The sequence below is a fragment of the Leucobacter sp. genome, assembly GCF_053528595.1.
The window spans coordinates 86,206-111,262 of the sequence record NZ_JAIVPF010000007.1 but is presented as its reverse complement, the minus strand read 5'-3'; the positions used below and the strand labels follow the sequence as shown (position 1 = coordinate 111,262).

Sequence of the window (25,057 nt, the reverse complement as noted above, 5' to 3'; positions counted from 1 at the left end):
GGAGGTGGCGCCCATGAGGGTGTTGCCCATCCGCATCGGCATACCTCCATGATCCATACCACCCATACCGCCCATACCCCTGCTGAGCTCTGCGAACACTTGGTCGGGGGTGGCTGTGATGCCGTCGAGCCAGTCGTCGAGCACGATGATCCATTCCCGATCGTAGTCGGCCCGCTCTTGGGGGTCGTCGATGATGAGCGGCGCGTACAGGCCCCGGTCGAGCTGCGTACCGACGTGCGGATGGAACCAGTAGGTGCCCGCATGCGGCAGTGCGAACTCATAAGTGAACGTGTCGCCGGCCGCGATCGCGGGCTGCGTCAGCCCCGGCACTCCGTCCATGTCGTTACGCAGGGCGAGGCCGTGCCAATGCACTGTGGTCGGATCGGGTAGATCGTTGGTGAAGGTGACTCGGAGCAAGTCACCCACATTGCCGCGGATGGGCTCAGTGGCCGAGGCTCCCCGATACCCCCAGGTCTTCGCGGTCTGTCCACCGAAATCCAGTGTGACGGGTTCCGCGGTGAGCGCTCGATCGATCGTCACCCCTGTGGTCAGGCGGCGCGCCTCGGCCGCGTCAACGGCATCGGCGGTGGGCGCGAGGAAGGCGGAGTTCTGTCGGGGGGTGCAGGCAGCCAGGCCAAGGGCGGCGAGCGTCAGCGTGCCAGCGGCGAAGAACTGGCGACGATTCAACGATGCGTTCATAAGGGTGGAATCTTTCGGGTTTCGTGGGTCGGGGTCGTGCCGTGAGACTGGCGGCTACTGCGCGTTGGCTTCGATGAAGGGGAGCGGGTCAATGGGGTTTCCGTTCAGGCGCAGTGCGAGGTGCAGGTGCGCCCCGAAGGACAGCCCGGTGTTGCCCACCCGTCCCGCCTCGTCGCCGATGCGCACCCGGTCGCCGACCTGGTAGGCGTGCGACTCGCCTTCCATGTGGCAGTACCTGCTGGTGAGGTCTTGCCCGTCCACGAGGTGCTGCACCTTGAGCGAGAAGCCGCAGCCATCGTTCGCCCAGCCCGCTTCAACGACCACCCCGTCGCCGATGATACGAATCGGCGTGCCGCCTCCGGCGGCGATGTCTTGGGCATCGTGGAACTGCTCGACAGGGACGGTGCGGTAGCCGAAGCCGTCGGTGAGGGGCATGGTCTGGTCAAAGGGGTAGCGCAGCTTCGTATCGGTCAGCTGCGAGGGATCGACGAGGCCTTGCTCGGCGTTCACGCGCTGCGGTGCGACGGGGGCGGCCTGCACTTCGACGGCGCCGATCGCGTCCAGGGCCGCGGCCTCGAATGCGGCGGGGCCGCTCACGAGCTGCTGCGCGGGGAGCTCTGCGGCCGCGGCCCCCGGCACCGGGGCGAAGGGGGTGGGGAAGACGACGGGGCTCATCAGGCCGGCCACGCTGAGCGCTGCTGTCGCGGTGGCGATGAGGCTGCGCCGTGCCCGGCGGTGGCGCACGCCGCCGCCGGTGCCGTCCGAGAGGAAGTCGAATGACGGCATGGGGGTGAGATAGACCTGCGGAGTGTTCATGCGAAGAGTCCCCCGATGACGTAGTAGTTGCCGATGGCGACCGCGATACTCAGGGCGAGGGCGCTGGGGATGAAGACGGCTGGGTTCTTGAACGGGTTTCGACGTGAATGCATAACTGTTCTGTGGGTCGGCGGCCAGTGGATACGAAAGGTCCGAGGCAGCGGCACGCAGCACCGCAGTTGCTCGGACGACACGAGTGACGTGAACGCGCACCGGTGGGGTGGGCGTGTGATCGAGTTGCCCACACCGGCCGGACGGCCTAGGACGCCGTTCGGCCGCGATACGAGCGAAGCACGCGCAGCGTGCAGGTCCTCGGGCAGGGTCGGCGTCCGGCGGGTTGACCGCCCGGACGAGGCCGGGCGTCAGTCGATCTGCCGCACCGCTCGCCGCGGCTCACTGCCGGGGTGCGTGTGCAGGGCTCGTGCCGGGGGCCTGGCTTCAGGTACGGCTGATCGACAGTGCGAATAGCGACGGCGGACGCGCCGCCGGCGGCGCAGGGAGAGCGCGGGTCAGCCAGCCGGCGGACTGCGCGGCGGCGCGGGAGAGGCGGAACAGGGCGGGCCGGATCAGGAAGAGCAGCCCGGTCAACAGGACCAGCATGCACAGCATGAGCATGCCCAGGTGCCCGTGGTCGGGGGCTGTGCCGTGCGCGCAGCTCGCATCGCAGTCGGCCGTTGCCGCGCTCGCCGGACCAGCTGGGGGACCTTCTTCGGTCGGATGCGCGTTGCCACCGGACTCGGCGGTCGCACTCACGGGCAGGAGCGCGTCGTGGGCGGTCATATTGCCAGGGAAGGAATGCATTGCGACTATGCCAACAATGAGCAGTAGCACGATCGCGTACGTTATCCAGATGTTGCGGGGTCGGGAATGTGTCGCAACGCGATTCAGCATATTGCGCACCCAAACCCCTTTCGTTATTGTTTCGTTACAGTACCATGTGCTCCTGCGTAACAGCCAGCATCACGTCAACACTGCTTTGAGTTGTCGCATGAACGTTCGCCGTGCGGCACATCTCTGCTCGCGGTCCGGCAACTTCGCGGCAGCGAGCACAAACGCGCAGCCGACGCCTGCCGAACACCTCATCTCCCTGAATGCTAAGAATCGCAAAACTTGCACTCGTATACTGTGAATGGCAGTATCCCAGCACTTGGTTTGGTTGCGATACACGTAAAAATGGTTTGGAGGTGCATGTGTTTCGAATTACCGGACACGTGCAATCCAGATTCGCTGAACGAGCGCCCCGCATGATGGTAGCTGGACTGGGGCTCATAGTTCTGTTGGTGAGTCTCCTCGCTACGCATTCCGCGGTGAACAACTCGAATGCAGCATCTGTGGCGATTAGCTCGACCGATTCAGTTGATTCTCAAATCCGGGTTCAAGATTCTGTAACTGCCGGGAGTTTGAGTCTCTGTGAGGAAAACTGTTTAGAGGGATCCGGTAGTCCTCTCATCCTGACTGTTTGTAGTGTGATTCTCGCAGTCATAGGATTTATTTCTTGGGCTGCATACAGTTCTCGTGCACCTCGACTTCTCCCACGAACGAAAGATCCGGTCGAGTACTGGCCGTGGCAACTTCAGCTTTTTCCACCATTGTTTACCACTAACCGACTCAAGCTGTCAGTCATTCGAGTCTGATTAACACTCTCGATCGCTAGATCATCGCTGTCTGGCATTCATGTGCTGTGATTGACTGACTCCTCAATGAGAGGTCAGAACCGTTTACGCCCATTCGCTTGGGCCGGAGTGCTAGGCAACTTCGGTCGCATCTAAAACAATGGCGTATCCGCTGGTAAACCGGCGAAAGACAGTACTGCGTAGATTATGACGCTCTGACCACGCTCAGACGGGGTCGGTGTCTGCGAGAGCGTACTGCTGCTAAATCACGGCACTTTGGTCTTCACAGACCCCAAAGGTTCGAGCCATGCGCTTAATTCGGCACAGGAGCTAATAGTGGAATTTTCAGAGAAGAATAAGTCAAATAACGAAGCTAACTGGTACAGACTTCATCGACGATTAGTAAGGACAGGGCAAGCCATCCTGCTGCTTGGTGCTCTGGTTCTCCTTACTCATTGGTTGGCGCACGTAGGGGTTTTCGGACCATCGCAGCCGCCGGGCTGGGCAGAAGTGTTAGCGGGTTACCCGATGGGTGCCTTACTTCTGATCGCCGGTGCGATCCTCGCAGGAAGACGTCAAGCGTGAACCGACGGCGGCGTCGCCTCATGGCGACAATAAGTGGTGCAATCTTCGCCGCAATATCCTTCACCGGGTGCGTATCAAATAATGACAACCTCAGTGATCAGTGGAGTGAGAGTAACGAAAAAGGATACATCTCAGGCGATGGGTCAGTTTCGAGTATTCCACCGTCGGAACGCACGGAGCCAGTTCAGTTTTCTGGAGAAACAGAATTCGGAGACACGCTTAGCTCGGCCGACACGATCGGCAGTGTAACAGTCGTCAATTTCTGGTACGCCGGCTGTCCTCCTTGTCGTGCTGAAGCCCCAGACCTCGTGGAAGCCTATGATGAATTTGCGCCACTAGGCGTGCAATTTCTGGGGGTAAACACACGCGACCAAGAAGCACAAGCAATTCAGTTCGCTGAGCAATACGGTATTCAATACCCATCCATTATGGATGTTGCAGCAGGGCGAGCCGTGCAACAAGCATTCTCCGGGCAGGTCCCGCTGAATGCAGTACCAACGACGCTCGTGCTCGACACCGAGGGGCGCGTTGCACATCGGGTGATTGGTCAGCTGGCGGGTGTTTCCCAACTTCGCACGTTGATCACTGAGACTCTCGAAGAACCGGAGAGTTGACCGTTGGATCTCCAGTTTTTGGTTTCAGAAGGTCAGCTCCTCTTTGCAGCGTTGATTGCGGTAGCTGCAGGACTACTCTCGTTCCTATCACCTTGCGTGCTCCCTCTGGTTCCTGGCTACTTAGGCTATGTCGGCGCAACTGCGGGCGTTCCCGCTGGTGCGGATCAGGAGCAGGGACACCGGTCAAAGCGAGTACATCGACGCACGATGCTCGGCATCCTTCTGTTTATTGTCGGGTTTTCAGCTGTGTTCGTTTCAATGACTGCGCTTGCTGGCACCGTAGGCGTCTGGCTTCTGCAGTGGGAAGAAGTAATCACCCGAGTCATGGGGGCGGTCATGATTGTGATGGGGTTCGTGTTCGTCGGCATGATCCGCACCATGCAGCGCACCACGAAGTTAAAGTTCAGTCCGAGGACAGGGCTTGCTGGAGCGCCATTACTCGGCGTCGTTTTTGGGGTGGGGTGGACCCCGTGCATGGGACCCACACTTGCAGTAATTATGGCCCTTGGCTTGCAAGCCGAATCAGCCGGACGCGCAGCGATTCTTGGCGTCGCATATTGTCTGGGACTCGGAATCCCATTCGTGCTGGCGGGCTTCGGCTTTAGCTGGATGACTCAGGCCACGAGTTTCATGAAGCGTCACATTAGGAAGGTAAATTTGATCGGTGGCAGCCTCCTCGTACTCATCGGATTAGTGATGGTGTCGGGGCTCTGGACAAAGATGATGTACGGCATGCAAGCAATGATTGACGGCTATGTCACGCCCCTCTGATTACGAAGACGGAACTGGAGCCGGGGGCTCGGCACGAGTCACCCATCCCCACACCCTGATGTTGCACTTCAAACTAGAACGTGGGGAAGTGCAAAGTACTGCTCCCTGCTTAGTAAGCATGGCGTGAAAACCGAAATTGAACGAGAAGGAGCGAGGGGTTCACATGGTCGCAACGAAGGGCAAGATTTCACTCGTCGGGTCCGTTTCGCTCGGCACCGGAGTGATGATCGGGGCGGGAATCTTTGCGCTCGTCGGGCAGGTCGCGGGCTTCGCCGGAGACTGGTTTCCGCTCGCGTTTCTGCTCGGCGCGATTGTCGCCGGTGTCAGCGCCTACTCGTACACGCGATATTCAAGCGTGAACCCCTCTGCGGGTGGTATTGCGATGCTACTGAAAGATGCGTACGGACCGGGGGTCGCTGCGGGATCGTTTACCCTGTTCATGTACGTCTCAATGGTGGTCGCGGAAAGTCTCCTCGCCCGCACCTTCGGAACTTACCTGCTGCGCCCATTTGGCCTACAAGACTCTGCAATTCTCGTCCCCCTCCTGGGCGTGCTTGCGATCGTGGCAGCAGCCATCGTGAACTTGCTCGGTAATAAGCTCGTTGAAGGATCCGCGACCACGACTGCGATCATCAAGATCGTGGGCATCGCACTGCTCGCTATAGCGGGACTCGTCGGTGCTGTCGCATCAGGATCCGGACTCTTCGCCCAAAGCTCAGGCGAGGCCCCCGATATCGTCGGACTGCTCGCCGGAACGGTCCTGTGTGTGCTCGCCTACAAAGGGTTCACCACCATAACCAACCAAGGTGACGACATTCAGGACGCGAAAAAGAACATTGCGCGCTCGATCGTCATTTCCCTGGCGGTTTGCATGGTCCTCTACATGCTGATCACCGTCTCGGTAGAGTCCAGTATTGGGGCCGCAGGCGCGGTAAAAGCGCGTGATTATGCGTTGGCTGCGGCAGCCGAACCGCTCTTTGGCTCGTGGGGTATCGGAATCACGGTGGCGATCGCCGTTGTCGCAACACTGTCCGGGCTGCTGGCCAGTCTGTATTCGGTATCACGCCTCTACGGAATGCTCCAAGACATGCGCCAGACGCCGTCACTGCCTGCGCGCGTCCCGCAACAGCCGCTGATCATCACGGCTGGGCTCGCGATTATCGCCACAGCCTTCCTGGACCTCACTCAGATCGCATCGATGGGAGCGTTCCTCTACCTCGCAATGGACATCGCGGTGCAATGGGGCGTGATTCGGCACCTCCGGACAAAAATCAAGGCAAAGCCGTGGGCACCGCTTCTCACAGTATTGCTCAACTTCTCGATTCTGATTCCCTTCACGATTCTTAAAGTGCAAAGCGATCTTCAAACCGTAATTGTCACTGCAGCGGTTGCGACAGCCGTTATCGTCGGCCAGGTGATCGTTATGCGGGTGAGAGCAAAAGAGGAGACGAATTAGAGCCGGGAGTCCTAACTCTGAGGCCTCGCCGATGTCGGAGCCTCGTGCTGTCTCGGTTCCCAGAGCACTGAATTGGCCTGGGTTTAGTTCCGATCTGTATATAAGGATGGAACTACGATGCCAAGCAAATACGGCCCCGAACTTCGTCAGCGTGCGCTCCGCATGCTTGCCGAGGCCCGCCCCGAATTTGAATCGCTGACCGCCGCTTGCCGACACGTCGGCGTCCTCCTTGGAGTGAGCCCGGAGACGCTGAGAGTGTGGCAGCGCCGCTACGACATCGATACCGGCGTGAGACCCGGCGTCACGAGCGATATGGCCGAAGAGAACCGACGTCTGCGACGCGAGAACGCCGAGCTGAAGAAGGCCAACGAGGTTCTTAAAGCTGCGAGCGTGTTTTTCGCGAAGGAACTCGACCGGCCACGAACGAAATGATCAGATTCATCGACGAGTACCGTGATCGTTTCGGGGTCGAGTTCCTCTGTCGTACGCTGCGTGCGGCAGTTCGTGGGTTCCTCACCTCCCGCGGATACCGGGCCGCGAAAGCCCGGTCGGCCTCAGCCAGGCAGCTGCGCGACGAGTTGCTCCTCCCTGAGATCCGGCGGCTCCACGCGAAGCACTATGGCGTGTACGGGCGCCGGAAGATGCATGCCCTGCTGAAGCGTGAGGGGTGGAAGATCGGCCGCGACCAGACCGAGCGTCTGATGCGGCTCGCCGGCGTGCGCGGGGTACGGAAATCAAAGCGCGTGTTCACCACACGCCCCAACAGAACGGCGGCACTGCCTGCCGATCTCGTCAACCGGAGATTCGCCGCTGACGGGCCGCGCAAGCTCTGGGTGTGCGACGTGACCTACGTCGTCACCTGGTCTGGGTTCGCCTATGTCGCGTTCGTCACTGACGTGTACTCGCGCAGAATCGTGGGCTGGAATGTCGCTGCGACGCTGAAATCTGAGGTTCTGCCGATGCAGGCACTCGATATGGCTGCGTGGCAATCGGGCGGCAGGCTCGATGGGCTGATCCATCACGCCGATCACGGATCGAATTACACCGCCATGGTCTATACGGATCGCATTGCGGAACTCGGAGCAGTGCCCTCGACCGGGACGGTCGGCGACAGTTTTGACAATGCCATGGCTGAGGCGGTCAACAACCTATACAAGACCGAACTGATCCGACAGCAGGGCCATGGCGGACGGTTGAGCAGGTCGAACTCGCGACCCTCGAATACGTGTGGTGGTGGAACCATGAACGCCTTCACGGGGAACTCGACATGCGCACCCCGGCCGAAGTCGAGCAGGCATACTACGCTGAGACCGAGACGCTTCTGTCACCAACCGGCTGACAGGAAAACCGGTCGGAACTCAAACCAGGCCAATTCACCGACACCTGAATCGAATTTACGGATCAGGACACTACTTGGGACTGACTCGTTGACGGCCCTCGTGCGACGCGTCGTTAGCAATAGCCATCCAACGTTTCCCTGCTCGGGTGCGGACTAGCTGGATGAGGCTGGCTGGTCCGATCCAGATCATCTTGAAAGCGTTCTAGACACACAGCAATACAATTATGTGTGGCCTTGCGGCCTGCCCCGAGGAGCGTCATATCAAGGAGAATTCCGCCTCATCACCAGAGTACGACGTGCCAGTGGCATTCGGAAGTGCGACTGGTCACAGACCCCGGCTCGTGCCTTCACGCCGCACCGAACGCGACGAATCGTCGTGCCCTTCGGCGCTGGCAAGGTCGCGGACTCGCGTGATGGCTGCTTTCGCTCGTGCGGCGTCGATCTTCTGCGCGTCGCCATCAGGAGCGGGGCCGAGTGGAGTTCTCGTGGTGATGCCGTAGCGATCACGGTATGCCGCTACCGTCCGTGCTTGCCGCCGCCACACTGCCGCGACCCCCCTTTCCGCTGGCTGCTTGCCGAGCGTGAGCGCCCATTCCTCACGATCGGTGAGGGCTCGATCGAGGGTCGCTTCGGCGCGTTGCTCAATGAGCTCGTGACGTTCAGCGAGTGCCGTCCGCATCTCGGCACTCATCGGCCCTGCTGCTTCGGGGATCAGGCCCGCAATCAGGCGGGGTGCCTTGCGGGTGCGTCCAGAACCGATGGGCTTCGCGGTGGCGCGGGCAAGACGGTGGTGGAGCACAGAGGCGATGTCGTCCGCATCGCCGAAGCCGCGGGCCGCGACAAGGCGTGGCATCAAGGTGTCGATATTGTGGTGGTTCGCTTCCGCACGGCGCAGTTCCGCCGACAGCGCACCGAAGGCCTCAGATTGGATCGTGTCTTCTGCATCGTCTGCTGTGAGGCCGGAGCCTCGGATGAGGGTTGCGAAGCGGTCCTGTTGGGCGGCCTGTGCGATCGTCTCATACTCGGCCGCAAGCTGCGCCACCGACCCCCACGCCTCCTGCTCAGCCGTGATCGTCTCGTGCGCTGAGAGCTCGGCACCGACGTGCTGCAGTACCCCGTAGAGCACATCCCGCGCGGTCGCGTCCGGGTCGTCTGCGGGGTGCGGTGTGGTGTGGTTTTCGTCGGGCCGGTCGGTGGCGACGTAGACGCGGTTCGCGTGGCGGCCGCGCGTCATCGCAACATACAGGTTCTCCCTCGTCGTAGAGGGTTCCGCAAGAACGTGAGAGGTATCGGTGGTGATGCCTTGCGCGCGATGCGCGGTTACCGCGTACCCCAGATCGACATGGTCTGCGACGTAATCGGCGGGGAGCACCACGGTGCCGCGGCTGTCGGCACGGCGGGCGGTAAGTGAACCATCGCCGCGAATGTCGGTGACAGTCCAGCGGTCGCCATTTCGCACCCACCCTCGCGGGGTGCGGAGCCTGCGGTCGTTTTTGCGGGTGATGATCGTGTCACCCACCCCGGCACGCGCGTCTCCTTCGAGGGCGACCTCACGGCGGGCATCCACCGTGCCGTCCAAGATCAGCTCGGCGCGCGCACGCTGGTTCAACGTATGGACGGCTTCGTTTGAGTCCGCGATCAACATCGTCGCTGCTCCGGCGAGGGTGTCGGTGCGCCAGGCGGTGTAGGCGGCGTCGATCATCGCCTCGGTACTGCCGCCGGTGACGCGGTCGTGCTCAGCGTAGGTATCGATGGCTTCGGGGCGACCGTGGCGAAGGTCGAGGGAGGCGGCCTTCTCCCAGACGTTGATAAACCGGTGCACGTCGACCAACTCGGGAGCATCCTCCCGGTCATGCACCAGCAGCGAGAACGCACCGCCGGCATCGACCGAATGGAGTTGCGCCCAGTCACCCACCAGCAGTACCTTCGCGCCGACCTCCACGGCGTGCTCCGTGATCCGGTCGAGGGAGAGGGTGCCGGCGAGGGAGGCCTCGTCCACGATCACGAGCTGCCCCTTCCGGAACGATGCGCCAGCGCTCTGATGGTTTTGCCACCACTTCGCAGTGTTCTCAGTCCGAATGCCAAGATCAGCAGCGAGGACTTCCGCGGCGACCGCAGACGGCGCGAGCCCGACGATGCTGCCACGCCCTTGCTCACGCTCCCACGCAGTCCGCAACGCGCGCATCGCCGTCGTCTTTCCTGCGCCAGCGGGGCCGATGAGCACGTCAAGGGCGCGACCGGAGACGGCAACACTCGTCAGGGCCCTTGCCTGGTCGTCAGCGAGAAGTCGTCCTTCGTGATCCGCGCGGCGAGTGATCTTCTCGATCACCTCGACGGGCACTGTGGGCGCGGCGGTGCTGCGGGCGCGCTCGAGGAGCCGGTCTTCGGCCGCGAGGATGTCGGGTGACGAGTACACCGTCGAGGCGAGCGGCCGGAACCTGCTGGTGTCGTCGGGGCGTCGGAACAGGTCCGGGCTGGACGCGAGTTCGGGCGGTGTGAGCCGGAGCGAGGCGCGCTCTGCGGCATGGACGACCATGCCGACAACCGCTTCACGATCCTGCGTGGTGGCGAACCGGTACGGCATCGTTTGCCGTGCTGCCTCTGCGGTGAGGTTCCAACGCCGCCAGGTCGTCCGCTTCTCACCGACCGCCTCAACCACGCTGCGCCCCAGAGACCCGATCACGTCCAACGGCACATCATCGGCGCGGAGCAGCAACGGTGCACCGTTCGCGGTGGCAGTGCGTGCCCAGCGCGTGGCACCTTCACCGAGCAGGTGCGACGCACGCTCCCGCCACTCCGCTGTCAGGTCCGCGAAGGAACGAACCTGCTTCTCCGGCCGGGTCGCCAACGTTGCCTGTGCGCGGAGCTTGATGACCGTCGCCCGCGACGGTTGCCTGCCGTGACGTTCGACGTACTCGGCGATGAGCCGGTTCTTCTCCTCGTCTATCTGCCGGGACCTGGACGAGAACTCCGTCACCAGTTCCTCCGGCACCGTGGCGATCGCCCAGGCCGGGTTGCGGTCGCGCCCCATGTCGCGCGCCTCCCACTGGACACCGAACGCGCGAGTGAGGTGGTCAGCGAACACGGCCTCATGGAGTTCTGAGAGAGCGACCGTGGAGGCGTGGAGGGGGCGGCCGTCGAGGGATCGCCATTTACCGTCGTGGACGGTCTGCACCTTGTTCGAGATCACCACGTGCGTATGCAGATGCGGATCGCCCGCGCGCGAGTCGTAGTGATCGAACGCGGTCGCGATCACGCCGGAGACATCGGCTTGCGCAACCGCCCCACCCAGTCCCGCTGCACCGACACGGGTTGCTGCAACTTCGCGTTCGATGAACGCAACCATCTCTGCAACCGCCGCGTGATGCGCCTCCGAAATCAGTGATTGCATGCCCGCGTCAGATACCGCCCACAGCACCGACGCGGACTTCGGAATCGAGAACGTGAAGTCGAACCCCGCAACCGCCTTCCGGGTGCCGCGTGCACTCTCCTCCGCCTCGATTGCGGAGACCGCCTGGGCGCGCTCCGTCACTGGAAGGCCTGCGTCGAGCCTTCCGGTGCGGCGCTCGATCCGCTCAGTCACGGTCGGATACTTCCGGTACGCGCTCCCGAGTGCCCGGTCGGTCACCGGGTCGCGGCCCTGCCCGAGCAGGCGTTGAAGCTGCTGCTCCGATACCTCGTCGCCGACAGCGATCGCACCACCGCCGAGCGCGGAGACCGCTGACCCTATCCAGCGGCCCGGCGGGGTTCCTTCTTCGGTGTAGTACCTGGTCAGCGGAGTGGAAAGTTCGCGGGCGCCGTCGCCTGACGCGACGGTGCGCAGGAGGTACTTGTAGCCGTCGCCGGCGGACATAACCCGCATCGAAACCGTCATACTCGGAAGGTGAGTACTAGGTATCGGCGCGACTATCGTCACGATAGGAGATGGGGAGTTTCCGGCTAGCCTATTGAGGGCCAGTCGCCAGTCACCCTTCGATACGTCGGTACGGCTCAGGCGAAGGCGGTAGTTCTTCAGTCGGCTTACCAGCCTCGATACCCTTTCGGCGAACGTCTATGACCGTCAGGCTAGACAGTATCTCCTCGTTCGACCGTTTACGCGCCCGCCAAGCAACGAGCACCCGCCTCACCGCAGCGTATTCGGCTGCTTGAGCATCATCGGCGATGAATGTCAGTTCGTATAGCACCTGTCTTGCGCGTTCCGCTACGTCCCGCTCGGTGCCAGAGGTGAGGACGATGAGGGTTTCCACCGCAGTATCAATCCCTGCGCGGTCCGGCCCCATCGGTGGCTTTTCTATGGGGCTAGGAACTCCGATGCGTTGGACTGCATTCGCGCTGTACGCCTGTAGCTCGGCGCGCCATCGCCTCATCTGGTCCGCGTAGATCTGAACCTCTCGGATCAATACAACAACAGCATCGTCAACGTCCTCACGTCGGCTATTGGAAAGCTCATGCCGGTAGAGAGCGATGCTTATGGCTCCGGCTACAGCGGCACCGACCAATGTGGCAATCAGCGTCGCAAGAAAGGCGTTGAGATCGAACCCGGTGAGCTGATTCGCGATGCGGTCAAGCTGGCAACTAATCGCACCTGAATCGCACTCCACGGTTACACGATACGCAGAGAATCTCGCCGTCTTCCCTGACCCGCCGAAGAACTACAACTATGCGGCAGGACGGGTGGTCTTCGAACCTCGCTTGCAAGACGCGTGACAACTCGTTCGAGCGAACCGCGAAGGGATGAACGGTGCTGACCGTCGACGGCGGTGTGTGGTGACCGGGCGGGCAGCTGAACGTCGAGTCATGGATGGCCGGCGTACCTGGCAGGTGACCAGCTCGGAGCAGCAGGACGGCTCCGGGGATCACCGTTCAGGAGGTTCACCCGTGGCAGACCAGCCCCTCAACGATCCGGCTGTCCCGCTGCGTGTCGGCTCGCTGTTCTCTGGCTACGGCGGACTTGACCTCGCCGTTGAGGAAGTCTTCAACGCTGAAACAGTCTGGTTCTCCGAGATCAACGAACCCGTCGCCCGCGTCTTCGCCCACCACTGGCCCGACGCCCCGAACCTCGGCGACATCACCAACATCGACTGGCGCACCGTCCCACCGGTAGACATCCTCTGTGGCGGGTTTCCCTGCCAAGACGTGAGCACGGTCGGGAAGATGGCCGGCCTGAAACCGGGCACTCGCTCCGGCCTCTGGGCTCACATGGCGGCAGCGATCGACGCTCTGCGACCTGAGTGGGTCGTGATCGAGAACGTCCGCGGGCTGCTCTCCGCACCCGCGATCCGCGCACACCTCGAAGGAGACGACAATGAGCAACGCAACCCCGAGCATGCAACCCCCGGAGGTGCAACCCCTCGCGGCGTGGAACCCGACCCGTGGCATCTGGGAGAAATCACAACTCGACCTCTTCGGGCAGCAGGAGCAGTTCTGGGAGACCTGGCCGACCTCAGGTATGACGCGCAATGGATCGGTCTACCCGCTTCCCACGTCGGCGCACCCCACCCCCGATATCGGGTCTTCATCCTCGCCCACCGCACTCTTCCGAACCCCGTTGGCCTCAGATGCATCCCGTGGCGGGGAGAGTCTGCAACAAGTGAGGGCGCGTCGGGGCACGATCGCGCTGAGTCACCAGATCATCGCCCTCCACGGGCCGGACGGCTATCCACGGGCAGAGGAACCCGAGAGTCTGTGGTCATTGATCGGGCAATTCTTCAACGATGGGGACGATACGCCGAAGCCGTGACTCGATGGGAGCAAATCACTGGCCGTGCTGCGCCCTCGCCTGCGCTTCTGAGTGACGACACCACTCCGCGCCCCGCACCCGCGTTCGTGGAATGGCTCATGGGTCTACCGGTCGGCTGGGTCACTGCTTCCCGTCATGAGCTCACGGCGAACCAGCAACTTTCTGCTCTCGGAAACGGTGTGCTTCCGCTTCAAGCCATGGACGCATTGAGGGTTCTGCGAGCCGCAGCAGAACCGGTTCTGACGGGGGATTCGTTTCACACGTTCGTCAACAATTGCGTCGAGCGTTAGGCGGCGAAGGCGGGTTGCAGGATCGCGTTGATGTAGGGGGCAGCCTCGGCCGGATCGAGTCTTACGGCGGTGATCTCCTCGGCGGCGGTGTTCAGTGTGGCGTGCGTGACGGCGAGCATCCACTCCACGGGTAGGTCGATCCGGAAAACCCCTTCGCGGCGACCGCGTTCCAGCAGGCCGCGCACGCGGGCCTCGGCGTTCTCATACATCTCTCTGATACGAGAGGCGGGCGCGACTACAAAGGAAGAGGTAGTCATCATCACGACTGAGCGCGGCCGTCGGCGACTACGAACGTCAGAGGCACCTGAACAGAGACCTGCCTGCAGCCAAAGCGGATTGAACCGATCAATCATCCTCTTGTGGAATACCTAACCGGGGTATATTGTTGGCGTAGAACATACCCGGTAGGGGTATTAAATGTAATGAAAGGGAATCTGATGACCGCGAACGAGTACCAGGTGACAGGCATGACGTGCGGGCACTGCGAGATGTCTGTTCGTGAAGAGGTCAGCGAGATCGCCGGTGTCGAGGACATCCAAGTCAGCGCTCGGACGGGGAGGCTGGTTGTCACCGCTTTGGGCGATATCGACGATGCCAAGGTTCTGGACGCGGTCGAAGAGGCTGGCTACTCGGCTGTACGCGTCTGATGAAGACTGGTGCGAGACTCGCGCTTTACGGAGCTGGATTGGTGGTGGCGTTCGGTGGGGCCTTCGGGCTCGCTGGCGTCATCGTCCCCAATAGCCTCGTAGATGCCTGGGCCGAGGAGAGCGAAACGAACAGTCACGGTGTAGGCCAAAGCGAGGCTGAGCAGGGGGTGGTTGGGCACGTGCTCAACGGACTTTCGCTCAGCGCCGATGGTTATGTGCTGTCGCCGCTGGATTCGCCCCGAGCGGTTGGCGTTCTGGGTGAGATAACCTTCCAAGTTCTCGACGAGTTGGGCGAACCGGTGACGGAGTTCACGACGGCACATGGCGAGGATCTGCACCTGATCGTGGTACGCACTGACGGTGCGCAGTTTCATCACGTGCACCCCGAATTGACCGAGAGCACAGGGATTTGGTCGGCTCCGTGGGCGTGGGGAGAGGCTGGCACCTACCGGGTGTACGCCGATTTCACGCCTACCACCGAGGGCGCTTCAAGCATCACCCTCACTCGCACCGTCGAAGTAGCAGGTGACTTCGCGCCGGTTGAGAAGACTGTGCGGCAGACCACCGAGGTCGACGGCTTCACCGTCGCACTCCATGGTGACTTGGTGGCGGGTTCGTCGAACCAACTTACGATCTCGATCACTCGTGACGGTGAGCCCGTGAGGACCCTTGAGCCCTACCTCGGTGCGTTCGGGCATCTGGTCGCACTGCGTGAAGGCGATCTGGCTTATCTGCACGTTCATGCGGAGGGTGAGGACCCCACGGTGGGTGCTACCGCAGGGCCCGACATCGCTTTCGCCGCGGAAGCGCCCACGGCGGGCCGTTATCTGCTGTACCTGGACTTCCAAGTAGATGGTGAGGTGCACACCGCCGAGTTCATCCTCGATGCGACGCACGGAGACGGAGCGCAGGGGAACGACGAGTCGCATTCCGGCGGCCACTGATTCAATGCAAGTAGTTGGGCTGGCCGGCGGACTGAGAGAAGGAAGATGATGGGCACATCAGCCCCCACAGTGCGGGGATCAGGTATCGAACTGGAAATCGGCGGGATGACTTGCTCCTCCTGCGCGAACCGCATCGAGAAGAAGCTGAACAAGCTTGAAGGCGTCGAAGCAACCGTGAACTACGCCACCGAAAAAGCTCGGGTTACCGTGCCCGATGGCTATGACCCCGCGTTGCTGATCACCGAGGTCGAGAAGACCGGTTACACTGCCGTGCTTCCCAAACCTAAGAGCGCGAAGGCTGACAACTCGAGCCAAACGGATGAGGGCGTAGACCCGGAGTTGACTTTGCTTCGGCATAGGCTGGTCGGTTCTATCGTGCTGACAGTTCCGGTGATCGCGATGGCGATGATTCCAGCCTTGCAGTTCACGTACTGGCAGTGGGCGTCCCTGGCGCTCGCCGCACCGGTGATCATCTGGGCGGCGTGGCCGTTCCACAAGGCAGCATGGACAAACCTCAAGCACGGTGCTGCGACGATGGACACGCTCATCTCGATGGGTACATCAGCGGCTTTGCTCTGGTCGCTGTATGCATTGTTCTTCGGCACCGCCGGTATTCCCGGTATGACACATCCCTTCGAGTTCACAATCGCCCCCTCAGATGGCGCGGCCAACATTTACCTCGAAGTCGGTGCCGGGGTGACCATGTTCATCCTCATGGGTCGCTACTTCGAGAAGCGATCCAAGCGTCAGGCCGGCGCGGCGCTGCGCGCCCTGTTGGATCTCGGAGCTAAGGAAGTTTCCGTGCTCCGGGATGGTGTCGAGGTCAAGATCCCGACTGAGGAGTTGGCGGTGGGCGACGAGTTCATCGTACGTCCTGGTGAGAAGATCGCTACCGACGGCATCGTTATCTCCGGCACCTCAGCAGTTGACGCCTCCATGCTCACCGGTGAATCCGTCCCCGTCGAAGTCGGCGAAGGCGACACCATCACCGGAGCGACGGTGAACGCGGGCGGCCGCCTGGTCGTACGCGCGACGCGGATCGGCTCGGATACTCAGCTCGCTCAGATGGCGCAGATGGTGGAGGACGCGCAGACCGGAAAAGCGGAAGTGCAGCGCCTCGCAGACCGGATCTCTGGAATCTTCGTACCGATCGTGATCGTGATCGCCGTTGTCGCGCTGGGCGCCTGGCTTGGTGCCGGGTTCCCCATCGCTGCGGCGTTTACCGCCGCAGTCGCGGTGCTCGTCATCGCCTGTCCGTGCGCTTTGGGTCTGGCGACTCCCACCGCGCTGCTGGTTGGCACCGGTCGTGGGGCCCAGATTGGCATCCTGATCAAGGGCCCGGAAGTGCTCGAATCGACCCGCAAGGTCGACACCGTCGTGCTGGACAAGACCGGCACGGTCACCACCGGCAGGATGACCCTCGTCGACGTGATGACCGAGCCCGGAGTGGATCGTGCCGAACTGCTCCGACTCGCGGGCGCGTTGGAGGATGCCTCCGAGCATCCGATCGCGCAGGCGATTGCCAAGGGTGCGACCCAAGAAGTCGGCGCGCTGTCGGTGCCAGAGGATTTTGCCAACGTCGAGGGAAAAGGTGTCCAAGGTGTTATCGACGGACACGCCGTCATCGTCGGACGTGAATCTCTGCTCGCCGAATGGTCCCAGACGCTCAGCCCGGAACTCGCGTCGAGCAAGGCCCGCGCGGAGGCGGAGGGGAAGACGGTCGTCGCTGTCGGCTGGGATGGTGCGGCACGTGGCATCCTCGTCGTGGCCGACACGCTAAAGCCCACCAGTGCTGAAGCGATCGCCGGTTTGAAGGCCATCGGGCTTACCCCGATTCTGCTGACTGGTGACAATGAGGCTGTCGCCCGGCAGATCGCAGCCGAGGTGGGTATCGAGACAGTAATCGCCGAGGTCCTTCCCAAAGACAAGGTCAATGTCGTTGCCCGCCTCCAGAAGGAGGGGAAGATCGTCGCAATGGTCGGAGACGGTATCAACGACGCCCCTGCGCTCGCCCAGGCCGATCTGGGTCTCGCGATGGGCACGGGTACCGATGTTGCCATCGAAGCATCAGACATCACCCTCGTGCGAGGTGACCTGATGAGCGCGGTCGATGCGATCCAGCTTTCTCGCAAGACGCTGGGCACGATCAAAACGAACCTGTTCTGGGCCTTCGCCTACAACACCGCCGCGATCCCGATCGCAGCTCTCGGCATGCTCAACCCGATGCTCGCAGGTGCTGCCATGGCGTTCTCCAGCGTCTTCGTTGTCGGCAATAGTCTCCGACTACGCCGCTTCCGCCGCCACGTCACCACTCCAATAGCTCAAACACCTGCCGCGCCTGTGCGCGAACCACACCACGTCTGACGAAAGGACAAATTATGACCACGCACGATCACCACAACCAAGGCGCGCACGAACACCACCAGGGCGGTGCCTGCCACAACCCCGCAGCCGACAAGCTGCCCTCCGACCAGGTCGCGGACTGCCCCGTCATGCCAGGCAACCTCGTCGTCAGAACTGAAGCCGAAGCCGCAGGACTCGTCCGCGACTACGACGGCGTGCGCTACTACCTCTGCTGCGCCGGCTGCGGACCCAAGTTCGACGCCGACCCTGCGGCGTACGCGCACGCTGCCTAACCCCAACTACCAGACCTGCCCGAGGAGGCCCTCATGACCGATCCGCACGCACATCACCCGCCCGCGGCAGACCCCCACGCGGGCCACAAACACTCTGCTACACAGGGGCCGGACCAGCATGTGGGGCATGATCATGCGATGCACGCTGGGCACGATCATGCCACGCACGAGGAGCACGCTGGGCACGATCATGCCATGCACGAGGAGCACGCTGGGCACACGGGTGCAGGTGGCGGGCATAGCGATCACGCCGGGCACGGTGGTCACGCCGGGCACGGTGCCGACCATGTCGAGCAGTTCCGGAAGTTGTTCTGGATCAACCTGATCATCGCGGTCCCGGTTGTTGGGTTCTCCAGCATGTTCGCGATGCTGCTCGGCTACTCCATCCCGGAGTTCCCCGGAGCGAACCTGATCGCACCCGTGCTGGGAACTGTGATGTACGTGTGGGGTGGCTGGCCGTTCCTCACCGGCGCGATCAGTGAGTTGCGCGCTCGCAAGCCCGGAATGATGCTTCTCATCGGGCTCGCGATCACGGTAGCGTTCTTCGCGTCTTGGGGCGCAAGCCTCGGCGTGCTTGACCACGAGCTCGAGTTCTGGTGGGAGCTTGCGCTGTTGATCGTGATTATGCTCCTCGGGCACTGGATCGAGATGCGTTCCCTCGCCCAGACCACCTCCGCGTTGGATTCGCTTGCTGCGCTTCTACCCGATGAAGCGGAACGTGTCGAAGGCGACCAGATCGTTAAAGTCGCACCCGCAGACCTCAAGGTGGGCGACGTCGTGGTCGTCCGTCCAGGTGGCAGTGTTCCCGCTGACGGGAGGATCGTCGATGGCCGCGCCGATATGGACGAGTCGATGGTCACCGGTGAATCTCGGACGGTTGCTCGCAGCATTGGTGACACCGTCACCGCCGGCACGGTGGCGACTGACTCGGGGCTGCGGGTCGAGGTCACCGCTACCGGTGATGACACAACCCTCGCGGGCATCCAGCGATTGGTAACCCAGGCGCAGAACTCCACTTCGCGCGCGCAGCGCATCGCCGACCGTGCCGCGGGATGGCTGTTCTGGTTCGCTCTCGCTGCGGCCGCTATCACCGCAATCGTGTGGACACTTGTCGGAAACCCCGACGCCGCCGTCATCCGTACCATCACCGTCCTCGTTATCGCCTGCCCTCACGCACTCGGACTCGCGATCCCGCTCGTGGTTTCCATCGCCACCGAGCGCGCCGCACGCGGCGGTGTGCTCATCAAGGACCGGCTGGCGCTCGAAAGCATGCGCACGATCGACGCGGTTCTGTTCGACAAGACCGGCACCCTTACCAAGGGCGAACCGACCGTCACCGGGATCGCTACCGTCGGCGACCACGACCCCGATGCCGTTCTCGCATTCGCCGCCGCTGCCGAGACCGACAGTGAGCACCCGCTCGCAAAGGCGATTGTCCGCGCCGCGCAGGAACGCAACCTTACACTCGCGAAAGCGACCGAGTTCTCCTCCTCACCGGCCGTCGGAGTAACCGCGATAGTCAACGGGACCGAGATCCGCGTCGGCGGCCCCCACCTCCTCCACGAGGAAGACGCCCCCGAAGTCGACGAGGCCGAGGTATGGCGAAGTGAGGGTGCGATCATCCTCCACGTCATCCAAAACGGCACGGTCATCGGTGGTCTCAAACTCGCGGATGAGATCCGTCCTGAATCCCGCGACGCGGTCGACGCGCTGCACAAGCTCGGCGTTGAAGTCGTCATGATCACCGGTGACGCCGATGCCGTCGCTCAAGCGGTCGGCAACGAACTCGGCATCGATCGTGTGTTCGCGGGCGTGCGCCCCGAAGATAAATCTGCGAAGATCGCCGAACTGCAGGCCGAAGGCAAAAGGGTCGCGATGGTCGGCGACGGCGTCAACGACGCACCCGCCCTCGCCCAAGCCGATGTCGGCATCGCGATCGGTGCCGGTACCGATGTCGCGATTGCTTCCGCAGGGGTGATCCTCGCCAGTTCCGACCCCCGCTCTGTCCTATCCGTGATAGAACTGTCCCGTGCCAGCTACCGCAAGATGAAGCAGAACCTGTGGTGGGCCGCCGGGTACAACCTCATCTCGGTGCCCCTCGCCGCGGGTGTGCTCGCGCCCATCGGCTTCGTCTTGCCCATGTCCATCGGTGCGATCCTGATGTCGCTGTCCACCGTCGTCGTGGCCCTCAACGCACAACTACTGCGTCGTCTCGACCTCACCCCCGCCAACAGCACCCGAGCGGTCCTCGACCGTCAACAGAGAGACTGAACCCATGACCGAAACAAGCCTCAGTGACACCGTCCACCACCATGGTTACATCACCGACAAAGACAAGTATCTCAACCGCTTGAAGCGCATCGAGGGGCAAGCCCGCGGAATCTCCCGCATGGTCGACGAAGAGAAATACTGCATCGACATCCTCACTCAGATCAGTGCCCTAACCCGAGCCATCCAAGGCGTGGCCACAGGGCTTCTCGATGATCACCTCAAGCACTGCGTACTCGATGCCGCCAAGCTCAGCGACGAGGCGGCTAAGGCGAAAATCCAGGAAGCCACTGACGCCATCACCCGACTCGTCCGATCCTAACCAATACGAAATGCCGAGCGTGTGCTTCCTTCCTCTGCGGCACGATCTGGCGGGTGGCAGCACCGTCACGGCGCCCTCCCCAATCGGTACCGAGAGAAAGGCAGAACTATGAGCACCATCCGGGTCGCCGTCAACGGCTACGGCGTGATCGGCAAGCGGGTCGCCGACGCACTACGGCATCAGGAAGACATGCAGCTGGTGGGTGTAGCAGATATCGCAGCCGACTGGCGAGTCTGGCCCGCCACAGAGAAGAGCATTCCCGTCTTTGCCACCAGTCCCGACAGGCTCGCGGCGATGAGAGAGAAGGGTCTAGCTCCTGCCGGACTACTCGACGACCTGCTTGACCAGGTGGATGTAGTCGTGGACTGCACTCCCAAGCACGTGGCCGCCGAAAACGTAAAGATCTATCGCTCTCGCGGAGTAAGGTTCCTGGTCCAAGGAGGCGAGAAACATGCGGTCACCGGGCACTCGTTCGTCGCGGAATCCTCCTACGCGGGTGCCGTAGGTCGGGATGCGACCCGCGTGGTGTCGTGCAACACGACCTCGATTGTGCGCACGCTCACCGCGCTGAAAACCGCTGGATTGTTGCGCCGTGCGCGCGGCACCCTGCTGCGCCGCGCCACTGACCCGTGGGAAAGCGAGCGGGGCGGCGTCATGAACACAATCGTCCCGGAGCCGGTAATCCCCAGCCACCAAGGCCCCGACGCGCAAAGTGTGGACCCCGATCTCGACGTGGTCACCATGGCCGTAAAGGTACCCACCACCATCGCTCACCTACACTACTGGAGCGTCCAACTCACGCGCCCCGCGGCCAAGCAGGAGGTTCTCGATGCGTTCCGCGCTTCCAGTCGCATCGCACTGATCAACTTGGCGGACGGACTCACCGCGACGAACGTCGTCAAAGAGTTCATGGGAGACCTGGGGCGACCCCGGGACAGCCTCTATGAGGTTGCGGTGTGGGAAGACATGCTGACAGTGCAAGGCGATGAACTGTTCTACGCTTATATGGTCGACAACCAGGCAATTGTCATCCCCGACAACATCGACGCGATTCGCGCGCTCACAGGCGTGCGCGATGCGAATGAGTCCATCACACGCACTGACACCGCCCTGGGCATCGGCACCGGCCTCCGCTGACATGCTAGGCAGGTGTGATCGATGCCCAGAGCCAAGCAAACCGACTCCGCGAAACCAGGGACATGTCATCTTCCGCCCGGCTGGGTTTCCCACCCGCACTTCAGCTCACGCACTTCGGCTAACGCACGTCCAGCAGCTCAGAGCCCTGGAGAATGGGGTCGTCCGCGACAAGTGCGGCCAGTGCGCAGTAACTCCTGATTGGCATGCGTTGCGCATGCCTTGACCGAGCACAAGTTGTCTGTCGATTGGCAAGCCAAAGTCGCGCACGTCGACAGGGGTACCCTGTAAGGGTATGAGCGTTCGAGGAGTGACGGAGGTGGGAAGTATGCTGACGAGCACGCGAGCACCTCACCGTGATCGCGTGTTGTTCGCACTGGTGGCTGTTCTCGGCGTCCTCGCCCTACTCTTCACCATCTACTGGATGTGCCACCCCCAGCCAGAGCCGCATTCTGGAATGTCCGCACCCCCTTCCACAGCAACATTCGCTGCACCTCATGCCCTCGCACACCCGACTGAGAGCATTGCGGGCTCCTTGGACCCCGCGACCTCACGGGAGCCTTCCGATTCAGCAAGATCCAGCTGGATGTGCGCGGTCTTAGGCGTGAGTTGCATGTTTGTCCTGCTCGCCCTCGTCGTCCGAGCTCTCCTTGTGCGGCCAATCTTGAACTGCACCCGCACTCCCCGCACTTCTGGGGGGCTTGTTAAAGTCCCATCCTCCCAACAGTCACTTTCGATCCGCCCGTCACTTATTGAGTTTTCCATCAGCAGAACCTGACCTACAGGACAGCACTTCGCTGACGGGTAATTCTTACGGCTACGGTTGCCGCCGTCCAAAAGCATCTGAAGCATGCCTTGGTGTCTCAGGCACATTCGGAGCCGTTTCTTCACGCTGCAATTAGCTTCAATAGCAAGGGCACTTGGTCGAAGAATCACATTTCTGTCTACAGCCAATCTGGCGCTGCCGCACAAGGTGGTGGTTTCGATATCAAACTCCCGGTACGACCGACCGTTCTCACCCATTAATGCCCGGACAAGTACGGCGTACACAGAAGTAGCTCCGATCGCATATGACTGCGTGAAGATCATCGTCGTCCGTGCGGGTGGTGCATTGCTGTTCAGTGAGTTCGGCATTCGCCATGTAAACGTCGGGGACGTTGTCGTCCTTGCAGCGAACACGTTGTGCAGCGCAGAGCCCGAGGACTGGGTAACGACCACCACGTTGTATCTGCACGGGGACTATCTTGTCGATCAAGTGTTCTGGCAGTTTGCCGCCCAGTTTGTCGACCGCTTCGATGCACACCGGTTTCTGGAGTCATACTACGTCGAGCCTGCCCGAGTAATTCGCATCGGCGAGGACAGGCTCAGCCTTTTGATGCCGTGGTTGGACGAACTGGCGGCCTTAAGTCTCGACGGCTTCCCACCTCAACGGTTCTATCGTGCGCAGTCCTTGCTGTTCGCGGTTCTCGATGTCATCTTCCCGTGTCTGACTGGCACCGGTCCTCGATCCCCGGCAACCAAACGGAGCACAGTCCCATGGCCTCGTGGCTTCGTCCCGTTGCGCGCCGAGGCTCGGCACCTGGCCAACCTCCTCAGTGGCGACCTCGCGCGCCGATGGTCTCTTTCAGAGCTCGCGAATGCCGTTCATCTCTCACCATCACAATTGAGGAGAGTTTTCGTGAATGCATATGGAAGATCCCCGATTGCTTACCTGACGATGTTGCGGGCGAAACGGATGGCAGATCTACTGCGAACAACGGACACGCCAATCGCCATCATTGCCGCCACGGTCGGCTGGGGTGATCCTGATTTCGCGGCTCGTCAGTTTCGCCGCAGCATCGGCGTCACTCCGAGCCAATATCGGATGATGATCCGACGTCGTGGCAACTAAATGCGAGACGAGAACGGGGTTGATGGGTCATGGTTCACAGAATGCCGTCGGTCACGGCCCAGACCAACCACACAGCGCACTGCAAGGAGCGGGTGCTAGCGTAGTTGCCGACAGGAGGATCGGGCATGGAAAACGTGCAGAGCGTAATGCGTGGTCAGCATTCGACGCGAATCCTCTTTATTCTGTGCGGCGCTGTGCTCCTGATTATCGTTGGTCTGCTCGGAATGCATACGTTCAGCTCTGAGGCCGCTGGGCACGGCACAGCATCCGTCAGTCACTCGGCAGTGGCTTCCAATCATTCCGAGGCCGGAGTGGCGGGAACACTCTCCGACCCGTCGGCAGAGTGCAGTGGCACCTGTCAGCCGAGTACCTCCCCCGCACCCGAGCATCAGGAAATGGTGACCGCCTGCGTGCTCGCCTTGTTGGTCGGGATACTTCTGCTCGCCCCGCCCGTGCTCTTGCATCGGTTCGGTTCGGTTCTATGGCGCCCTGCAGGTCTGTGGCTTCTGATGTCCACGAGCATTCTTCCACGGGAGCCCTCTCTGATCACTCTTTCCATCAGTCGCACCTGAAGCGTCATCGTCGGCCTTGACACCGACAAATCGACGTTGTCCGCCCCTGCGGTACGACGCGCTGACCCTTTTATATGCGATAGATCGAAGGAATACCATTATGAAGAAGCTTCCCCTCGTGCTTGGTACGAGCGCGCTCGCCCTCGGCCTCGTCCTCACCGGTTGCACCGCGACGACGCCCCCTACAGGCGATGCCACCACACCATCGACGTCTGCCTCGTCTGCCGAGGCGAACGCGGGTGATGAGATGTTCGTGACGATGATGATCCCGCACCACCAGCAGGCCATCGAGATGGCCGACATCGTACTCACCAAAGACGGACTCGACCCGCGAGTCGCTGAACTTGCTCAGCAGATCAAGGATGCCCAAGGGCCCGAGATCGATCGTATGCTCGGCTGGTTAGACGACTGGGGTATCGATTATAATCCTGACCCAATGGTCGGTATGGATCACGGCTCGATGGGTGCCGACGGAAGCGACGGGATGATGTCCGAAGAGGATATGACCGCGCTAGAAAACGCCGAGGCCACGGAAGCCAGTAGGCTGTTCCTTGAACAGATGGTCGTACACCACGAGGGCGCCATCGACATGGCGCGGACTGCTCTCGAAGACGCTCAGAACCCTGATGTGCTCGCTCTGGCCCAGCAGGTGATCGACGACCAGACCCTGGAGATCGCCGCGATGCAGGACCTTCTCGCCGAACTGTAACTAGGTCAACC

20 protein-coding genes and 2 pseudogenes are annotated in these 25,057 nt (G+C 61.9%); 16 read left to right on the top strand and 6 right to left on the bottom strand.

Annotated elements, in window-relative coordinates:
• The 3 genes from ACWKZU_RS01400 to ACWKZU_RS01390 all read right to left on the bottom strand — a co-directional run.
• A partial coding sequence (locus tag ACWKZU_RS01400; protein WP_449280594.1) for a multicopper oxidase domain-containing protein occupies nt 1–699 on the bottom strand: 699 nt, incomplete at its 3' end.
• A gap of 54 nt (nt 700–753) precedes the next feature.
• Nucleotides 754–1,515 (bottom strand): M23 family metallopeptidase, encoded by a 762-nt coding sequence (locus ACWKZU_RS01395; protein ID WP_449280593.1) that lies wholly within the window; start codon nt 1,513–1,515, stop codon nt 754–756.
• 438 nt (nt 1,516–1,953) lie between these two features.
• Nucleotides 1,954–2,406 (bottom strand): DUF6153 family protein, encoded by a 453-nt coding sequence (locus ACWKZU_RS01390; RefSeq protein WP_449280599.1) that lies wholly within the window; start codon nt 2,404–2,406, stop codon nt 1,954–1,956.
• Between the two features lie 1,327 nt (nt 2,407–3,733).
• Here ACWKZU_RS01390 and ACWKZU_RS01385 point away from each other — a divergent pair.
• From ACWKZU_RS01385 to ACWKZU_RS01370, 4 genes and pseudogenes are all read left to right on the top strand, one after another.
• Nucleotides 3,734–4,327 (top strand): TlpA disulfide reductase family protein, encoded by a 594-nt coding sequence (locus ACWKZU_RS01385; protein WP_449280592.1) that lies wholly within the window; start codon nt 3,734–3,736, stop codon nt 4,325–4,327.
• A 3-nt stretch (nt 4,328–4,330) separates the two neighbouring features.
• Entirely contained in the window at nt 4,331–5,098 is a 768-nt protein-coding gene (locus ACWKZU_RS01380; protein ID WP_449280591.1) for a cytochrome c biogenesis CcdA family protein, read from the top strand.
• A 163-nt stretch (nt 5,099–5,261) separates the two neighbouring features.
• Nucleotides 5,262–6,554: an APC family permease gene (locus ACWKZU_RS01375; RefSeq protein WP_449280590.1), complete on the top strand. Its 1,293-nt coding sequence runs from the start codon at nt 5,262–5,264 to the stop codon at nt 6,552–6,554.
• Nucleotides 6,555–6,671: 117 nt separating this feature from the next.
• Nucleotides 6,672–7,893 (top strand): annotated as a pseudogene (locus ACWKZU_RS01370) (IS3 family transposase).
• A 325-nt stretch (nt 7,894–8,218) separates the two neighbouring features.
• On the opposite strand, the gene mobF reads toward ACWKZU_RS01370, so the two are convergent.
• Entirely contained in the window at nt 8,219–11,767 is a 3,549-nt protein-coding gene (mobF, locus tag ACWKZU_RS01365) for a MobF family relaxase (protein WP_449280589.1), read from the bottom strand.
• A 91-nt stretch (nt 11,768–11,858) separates the two neighbouring features.
• Nucleotides 11,859–12,494 carry a hypothetical protein gene (locus ACWKZU_RS01360; RefSeq protein ID WP_449280588.1) on the bottom strand — a complete coding sequence of 212 codons (636 nt, stop codon included), beginning with the start codon at nt 12,492–12,494 and terminating at the stop codon, nt 11,859–11,861.
• A 133-nt stretch (nt 12,495–12,627) separates the two neighbouring features.
• Between ACWKZU_RS01360 and ACWKZU_RS01355 the strand changes: the two are divergent.
• A pseudogene (locus tag ACWKZU_RS01355) lies at nt 12,628–13,104 on the top strand (DNA cytosine methyltransferase); the annotation flags it as partial.
• A gap of 94 nt (nt 13,105–13,198) precedes the next feature.
• Entirely contained in the window at nt 13,199–13,633 is a 435-nt protein-coding gene (locus tag ACWKZU_RS01350; protein WP_449280600.1) for a hypothetical protein, read from the top strand.
• A 286-nt stretch (nt 13,634–13,919) separates the two neighbouring features.
• Here the strand turns inward: ACWKZU_RS01350 and ACWKZU_RS01345 are convergent, their stop codons facing one another.
• Entirely contained in the window at nt 13,920–14,132 is a 213-nt protein-coding gene (locus ACWKZU_RS01345) for a hypothetical protein (protein ID WP_449280587.1), read from the bottom strand.
• Between the two features lie 228 nt (nt 14,133–14,360).
• Here ACWKZU_RS01345 and ACWKZU_RS01340 point away from each other — a divergent pair, with 228 nt between their 5' ends.
• The 10 genes from ACWKZU_RS01340 (at nt 14,361) to ACWKZU_RS01295 (ending at nt 25,046) form a co-directional block, all read left to right on the top strand.
• A complete protein-coding gene (locus tag ACWKZU_RS01340; protein ID WP_449280586.1) occupies nt 14,361–14,570 on the top strand; it encodes a heavy-metal-associated domain-containing protein in 210 nt (69 codons plus the stop codon).
• A 41-nt stretch (nt 14,571–14,611) separates the two neighbouring features.
• Complete coding sequence (locus ACWKZU_RS01335) at nt 14,612–15,514, top strand: hypothetical protein (protein WP_449280598.1); 903 nt, start codon at nt 14,612–14,614, stop codon at nt 15,512–15,514.
• A 48-nt stretch (nt 15,515–15,562) separates the two neighbouring features.
• On the top strand, nt 15,563–17,878 hold the full coding sequence (locus tag ACWKZU_RS01330) for a heavy metal translocating P-type ATPase (RefSeq protein ID WP_449280585.1): 2,316 nt from the start codon (nt 15,563–15,565) through the stop codon (nt 17,876–17,878).
• Between the two features lie 14 nt (nt 17,879–17,892).
• Entirely contained in the window at nt 17,893–18,150 is a 258-nt protein-coding gene (locus tag ACWKZU_RS01325; protein ID WP_449280584.1) for a hypothetical protein, read from the top strand.
• Nucleotides 18,151–18,183: 33 nt separating this feature from the next.
• Nucleotides 18,184–20,421 carry a heavy metal translocating P-type ATPase gene (locus ACWKZU_RS01320; protein ID WP_449280583.1) on the top strand — a complete coding sequence of 746 codons (2,238 nt, stop codon included), beginning with the start codon at nt 18,184–18,186 and terminating at the stop codon, nt 20,419–20,421.
• Between the two features lie 4 nt (nt 20,422–20,425).
• On the top strand, nt 20,426–20,740 hold the full coding sequence (locus ACWKZU_RS01315) for a metal-sensitive transcriptional regulator (RefSeq protein ID WP_449280582.1): 315 nt from the start codon (nt 20,426–20,428) through the stop codon (nt 20,738–20,740).
• Nucleotides 20,741–20,848: 108 nt separating this feature from the next.
• A complete protein-coding gene (locus ACWKZU_RS01310) occupies nt 20,849–21,877 on the top strand; it encodes a type II glyceraldehyde-3-phosphate dehydrogenase (protein WP_449280581.1) in 1,029 nt (342 codons plus the stop codon).
• Between the two features lie 1,075 nt (nt 21,878–22,952).
• On the top strand, nt 22,953–23,765 hold the full coding sequence (locus tag ACWKZU_RS01305) for a helix-turn-helix transcriptional regulator (protein ID WP_449280580.1): 813 nt from the start codon (nt 22,953–22,955) through the stop codon (nt 23,763–23,765).
• Nucleotides 23,766–23,890: 125 nt separating this feature from the next.
• Nucleotides 23,891–24,337, top strand: a complete 447-nt coding sequence (locus ACWKZU_RS01300; RefSeq protein ID WP_449280579.1) for a DUF6153 family protein — start codon at nt 23,891–23,893, stop codon at nt 24,335–24,337.
• 100 nt (nt 24,338–24,437) lie between these two features.
• A complete protein-coding gene (locus ACWKZU_RS01295) occupies nt 24,438–25,046 on the top strand; it encodes a DUF305 domain-containing protein (RefSeq protein ID WP_449280578.1) in 609 nt (202 codons plus the stop codon).
• The last annotated feature ends 11 nt before the right edge of the window (nt 25,047–25,057 follow it).

Bases quoted from the DNA above. Each gene is read 5' to 3' on its own strand.
- ACWKZU_RS01385 (WP_449280592.1), top strand. From the start codon at position 3,734: ATGGCGACAATAAGTGGTGCAATCTTCGCCGCAATATCCTTCACCGGG.
- ACWKZU_RS01395 (WP_449280593.1), bottom strand. From the start codon at position 1,515: ATGAACACTCCGCAGGTCTATCTCACCCCCATGCCGTCATTCGACTTC.
- ACWKZU_RS01310 (WP_449280581.1), top strand. From the start codon at position 20,849: ATGAGCACCATCCGGGTCGCCGTCAACGGCTACGGCGTGATCGGCAAG.
- ACWKZU_RS01315 (WP_449280582.1), top strand. From the start codon at position 20,426: ATGACCGAAACAAGCCTCAGTGACACCGTCCACCACCATGGTTACATC.
- ACWKZU_RS01340 (WP_449280586.1), top strand. From the start codon at position 14,361: ATGACCGCGAACGAGTACCAGGTGACAGGCATGACGTGCGGGCACTGC.
- ACWKZU_RS01325 (WP_449280584.1), top strand. From the start codon at position 17,893: ATGACCACGCACGATCACCACAACCAAGGCGCGCACGAACACCACCAG.
- ACWKZU_RS01320 (WP_449280583.1), top strand. From the start codon at position 18,184: ATGACCGATCCGCACGCACATCACCCGCCCGCGGCAGACCCCCACGCG.
- ACWKZU_RS01390 (WP_449280599.1), bottom strand. From the start codon at position 2,406: ATGCTGAATCGCGTTGCGACACATTCCCGACCCCGCAACATCTGGATA.
- ACWKZU_RS01300 (WP_449280579.1), top strand. From the start codon at position 23,891: ATGGAAAACGTGCAGAGCGTAATGCGTGGTCAGCATTCGACGCGAATC.
- ACWKZU_RS01295 (WP_449280578.1), top strand. From the start codon at position 24,438: ATGAAGAAGCTTCCCCTCGTGCTTGGTACGAGCGCGCTCGCCCTCGGC.
- ACWKZU_RS01350 (WP_449280600.1), top strand. From the start codon at position 13,199: ATGAGCAACGCAACCCCGAGCATGCAACCCCCGGAGGTGCAACCCCTC.
- mobF (WP_449280589.1), bottom strand. From the start codon at position 11,767: ATGACGGTTTCGATGCGGGTTATGTCCGCCGGCGACGGCTACAAGTAC.
- ACWKZU_RS01375 (WP_449280590.1), top strand. From the start codon at position 5,262: ATGGTCGCAACGAAGGGCAAGATTTCACTCGTCGGGTCCGTTTCGCTC.
- ACWKZU_RS01345 (WP_449280587.1), bottom strand. From the start codon at position 14,132: ATGTATGAGAACGCCGAGGCCCGCGTGCGCGGCCTGCTGGAACGCGGT.
- ACWKZU_RS01330 (WP_449280585.1), top strand. From the start codon at position 15,563: ATGGGCACATCAGCCCCCACAGTGCGGGGATCAGGTATCGAACTGGAA.